This window comes from Streptomyces misionensis, assembly GCF_007896895.1.
GTDB classification, from domain to species: Bacteria; Actinomycetota; Actinomycetes; order Streptomycetales; family Streptomycetaceae; genus Streptomyces; species Streptomyces misionensis_A.
Window position 1 is genome coordinate 11,285 of sequence record NZ_VOGW01000157.1, and the last position, 4,414, is coordinate 15,698.

Sequence of the window (4,414 nt, forward strand, 5' to 3'; positions counted from 1 at the left end):
ACGGCGTCGCCCCCGGCCTCCGCGGCGGTGCTCCAGCGGGCGGGCAGGTCCAGCGGGCGTTCCCTGCCGGCCGCGTCCGTCGCCGTCAGCCGCCCGATGACAAGCCTGTGCCGGGCGGGAGAGGACGGCTGGGTCATCTCCAGGCGGAGGCCGGTGAGGGTGAGCGCGCCGTGGGCCGCGCGCACGTCGAGCGCCAGCGGGTGCGTCCGGCCGTCGGCGGGGAGCTGCCCGAACGGCATCCGGTACGACACCCCGTACCCGTCCGTCAGCGTCGCCGTCACATCGGTGACCAGACCGGGACCGGCCGAGCTGGCCAGGGCCGCCGTCAGCCGCAGCCGGGCGGTGCCCGCGGGCACCCGCGTCCCGGCCGGGGGGTTCGTGGCGGCCAGCCCGGCGAACAGCGGCCGTACCGGCACGTCGGCGAGGTCCGGGCGCATCAGCACCGCGTCCGCCGCCCGCCGGGTGTCCAGGGCCAGCACGGTCGCCGTACGGTCCCCGGACAGCGGCTGGTCCGCGCGGACGGCGGGGGCCGCCGCGCGCACGTGCGGCAGCCGCGCGTACCCGTCCGTGCTGCCGAGCCCGCCCGACCCGGCGGCCGCCACCCGCACCGGCGCGCCCGCCCGGAAGTCGGCCTGGTCGGCCTGCGAGCGGTGCCAGGAGGCGGACTGCCCGAGCGCGAGCATGCCGAGCGCCACGGCGAGCACGAGCAGCAGCACCGGACCGGCGCCGCGCGCGGTGCGCCGGCTGAACTGCCAGCCCGCCAGCGCCAGCGGCAGCCCCCGCCCGCGCGCCGCCCAGTGCTCCGCCAGCCGGGCCACCGGCGGCAGCAGCCGCAGCGTCAGCACCGTCCCGGCGAGCAGCGCCAGCGCGGGCGCCGCCACCAGCAGGGGATCGACGCCGAGCGCTCCCGACCGGTCCGCGACCGCACCGCCGGACCCCTGACGCGCCAACTCCGCGTAGGCGACGGCCGCCACGGTGAGCAGCCCGAGGTCGGCCCCGGAGCGCAGGGCCGCGCGCCGGCCGGACCGGTGCTCCCGCGGCCGTCGTACGCGACCGCCCGCCCCGGCGCAGACGATCGCGAGCGCGCAGGCCGCCGCCACCGCGACGGCGGCCAGCCGGACGGGGAGACCGCCCGCGAGCGGCAGGGTGAGCCGCAGGTCCAGGCGGGATAGCGGACCGTGGGCGGCCAGGATCCTGGTCAGCGGGGCGGCGAGGAAGGGGGCGGCCAGGGCGGCGGGCAGGACCAGCAGGCCGGCCTCGGCGGCGGCCAGGGCGGCGAGGCGGGCGCGGGAGGCGCCGCGGGCGCGCAACAGGCGGGTCTCGGCGGCCCGTTCGGCGCCGAGCAGCCGGGCCACCAGCAGCAGCGCGTACCCGGCGAGCAGCACCAGCTGCAGCGCGGCGATCAGCAGGGTGGAGCGGGCGGCCCGCAGCGAGCGCTCCAGCCGGTCCAGCACCTCCGGCAGCCCGGTCTGCGCCATCGTCGCCCCGTGCAGTTCCGGGCGGGCGCGCAGCTCCGTGCCGCCCGCCCGCGCCGCCGCGCGCAGCCGCCCGATCCGTCCCGTCGTCGTCCGGCCGAAGTCTGCCGAGGCCAGCCACGCCGTCGGGCCCGCGCTGACCCGGCCGGCGGCGAGCACCGAGGGGTCGGCGACCAGCGGACCGTAGGTCGTGAAGCCCGACTCCTTCACCCCGCGGCCGAGCAGATCGTCGAGCCGCCAGTACGGCGCCGTCACCGACGCCGGCCGGTACAGCCCGCTGATCCGCACCCGCAGCGCCGGGCCGCCCAGCCGGTCGGTCAGGGTGAGCCGGTCGCCGACGCGCAGCCGCAGCGCGCGGGCGGCCGTCCCCGGGAGGGCGACCTCGACGGCGCCCTTGGCCGCGCGCGGGAAGCGGCCCTCGGACAGCCGGAGCCGGGAGCGGTCCAGGGCGGCGAAGTAGGTGAGGTCCGGGTCGCCGGAGCGTTCCGCGGGCGGCCGCAGCGCGGCGGGCAGCGCGTACGGGCCCGATCGGCGCAGCGTCCGTACCGTCATTGGTAGCCCGTCGAAGGTCCGCCGGGCCTCCGCGCGCACGGCGCGGTCGGCGGCGGCCCGCTGCCCCGGCGGCACGTCGGCCTTGACGATCAGCGCGGCGTCGGCCGCGGTGCCCGGATCGGCCAGCGCGTGCCGCAGCGCGGCGTCGCCGATCGCCCCCGCGTAGGCCGTGAGCGTCGCCAGGACCGCGGTGGTCAGCACCACGGTGAGCAGCGCGGCGCCCAGCAGCAGGCGGTGCGCACGCGCGCGTGCGAAGACGAACCCCGTCATCCGGCCCCCGTCGTCCGGACGTGCCGCCTGGAGCTTCCAGGACTTCGGGCGATGGTGGCAGAGCGGACCGGTGCGGGGTAAGCGGTCGTCGGCCGGTCTATATCGGATCGTGACCGGATTCCGGCGCCGGGCGACCGGAATCCGGCGTTCAGTGACGGCCGGTCAGTCCGGGGTCAGTCCGGGGTGTTGATCATCGAGGCGGCCGCGTACGTCAGGTAGTTCCACAGGGTCCGCTCGTGCTCCTCGGACAGGCCCAGCTCGTCCACCGCCACCCGCATGTGCCGCAGCCAGGCGTCGTGCGCCGCCCGGTCCACCGCGAACGGGGCGTGCCGCATCCGCAGCCGGGGGTGGCCGCGGCGCTCGCCATAGGTGGTCGGGCCGCCCCAGTACTGCATCAGGAACAGGGTCAGCCGCTCCTCGGCCGGGCCCAGGTCCTCCTCCGGGTACATCGCCCGCAGCTCCGGGTCCTCGGCGACCCCCTCGTAGAAACGGTGGACGAGCCGGCGGAAGGTGTCCTCCCCGCCGACCTGCTCGTAGAAGGTCTGCTCCTGAAGCGTGCCGCGCCGAATCTCATTCACCCGTCCATGGTCTCAGACGCGGCGGACGAGGACCCGGGGCTTAGGACCACCGGCCGGTGCACCCCGGCCGGGGAGCATCAGACCTAGGGTGGTCGTATGGCAGGTGCCGACGAGATCGAGGGGCTCGCCGCCGCCGCGCGGGCCGCGCTGGTGCGGGAGATCGAGGCCGACGGCGCCTTCGCGCAGGACCCGCGGTGGCGGGCGGCGTTCGCGGAGGTGCCCCGGCACCTGTTCGTGCCGTACTACTACGTGGCCGGGCTGCGCGGCTACGAACGCCGCTGGGGCGAGAGCCCCGATCCCGAGACCCGCGCCCGCTGGGTGCGCGGCGCCTACGCGGACGTACCGCTGGCCACCCGGCTGCGCGACGGCGAACTGCTGTCCTCCAGCAGCCAGCCCTCCCTGATGGCACGGATGCTGGCCGCGCTGCGGGTGGCGGACGGGAACCGGGTCCTCGAAGTGGGCGCGGGCACCGGCTACAACGCGGCCCTGCTCGCCCATCGGCTCGGCGACGACGGCCTCGTCACCACTGTCGACCTGGAACCGGAGATCACCGAGTCGGCACGCCGGCACCTGGCCGCCGCCGGGTACCACCCGGCGGTCGTCACCGGCGACGGGGCGCGCGGGGTGCCCGAACGCGCCCCCTTCGACCGGATCATCGCGACCTGCGCGCTGTCCGCCGTGCCGCGCGCCTGGCTCGCCCAGTGCCGCCCCGGCGCGCGGATCGTGGTCCCGCTGGCCACCGGACTGCTCGCGCTGACCGTGCGGGACGCGGAGCGCGCGGAGGGCCGCTTCCTGCCCACGGCCGCCTACTTCGTGCCGCTGCGCGGGCAGGGCCGGGCCGAGCCGGAGGGCGTCTCGCTCGCCGGGCTGCCGGGCCGGGCCCGCGAACAGGACTCGTTCCACTTCCTGCTGGCGCTGACCCGCGGTGCCCTCGATCCCCATGACGCCTGGGCGCTGTGGGAGCGCGCGGGCGGACCGGAGCGCGAGCGGTACGGCGTCACGGTCACCGGCGAGCACGGCCGGGCCTGGCTGGACGACCCGGAGGGGCCGTACGCCTGGCCCCTCCCGTGACCGTCCGCCGCGCGCGGCTCAGCTCCGGCGGACGGTGATCGTCGTCCAGGCGCCCACGTGCACCCGGTCGCCGTCGCGCAACGGGACCGGCACGAACGGCTGGATCGGCTCCTCCGACATGTTGACCGTGGTGCCGTTGGTCGAGTTCTGGTCGACCACCGCCCAGCTGCCGTCCGGCTGCTGCACCAGCATCGCGTGCTGGTGCGAGACGCCCGGGTCCTCCGGCGGCACCGCAAGGTCGATGTCCGGGGTGTCGCCGGTGGAGTGCCGGCGGCGGCCGATCGTCACCTGGTCACCGGTGAGGGTGCGCTGCTGCTCGGGGGAGTACGCGGGCAGGTTCAGGCCCGTGGCCTCGGGGCCCGAGCGCTGCATCATCGCCATGAAGTACTCGCGGTCCGGGCCGATGGTCGCCGTCCAGGTGCCCTGGCCGGGCGCGTCCGGGAACGCGGGGCCGGCGGGGGCCTTCTG

Annotated in this window: 4 protein-coding genes; 1 reads left to right on the plus strand and 3 read right to left on the minus strand. The window is 77.3% G+C overall.

Translation table 11 applies throughout. The features are described 5' to 3' along the window. Together FRZ03_RS25930 and FRZ03_RS25935 are read right to left on the minus strand one after the other, a co-directional pair. Positions 1-2,297 (minus strand): FtsX-like permease family protein (locus FRZ03_RS25930; RefSeq protein ID WP_146467554.1); only part of this gene is annotated, 2,297 nt, incomplete at its 3' end. 173 nt (positions 2,298-2,470) lie between these two features. After that, entirely contained in the window at positions 2,471-2,875 is a 405-nt protein-coding gene (locus FRZ03_RS25935) for a globin (protein ID WP_146467549.1), read from the minus strand. Between the two features lie 96 nt (positions 2,876-2,971). On the opposite strand from FRZ03_RS25935, the gene FRZ03_RS25940 reads away from it, so the two are divergent. Next, entirely contained in the window at positions 2,972-3,946 is a 975-nt protein-coding gene (locus FRZ03_RS25940; protein ID WP_146467550.1) for a methyltransferase domain-containing protein, read from the plus strand. An 18-nt stretch (positions 3,947-3,964) separates the two neighbouring features. On the opposite strand, the gene FRZ03_RS25945 is transcribed toward FRZ03_RS25940, so the two are convergent. Further along, positions 3,965-4,414: FHA domain-containing protein (locus tag FRZ03_RS25945; RefSeq protein WP_146467551.1), on the minus strand; the 450-nt coding region annotated here is incomplete at its 5' end.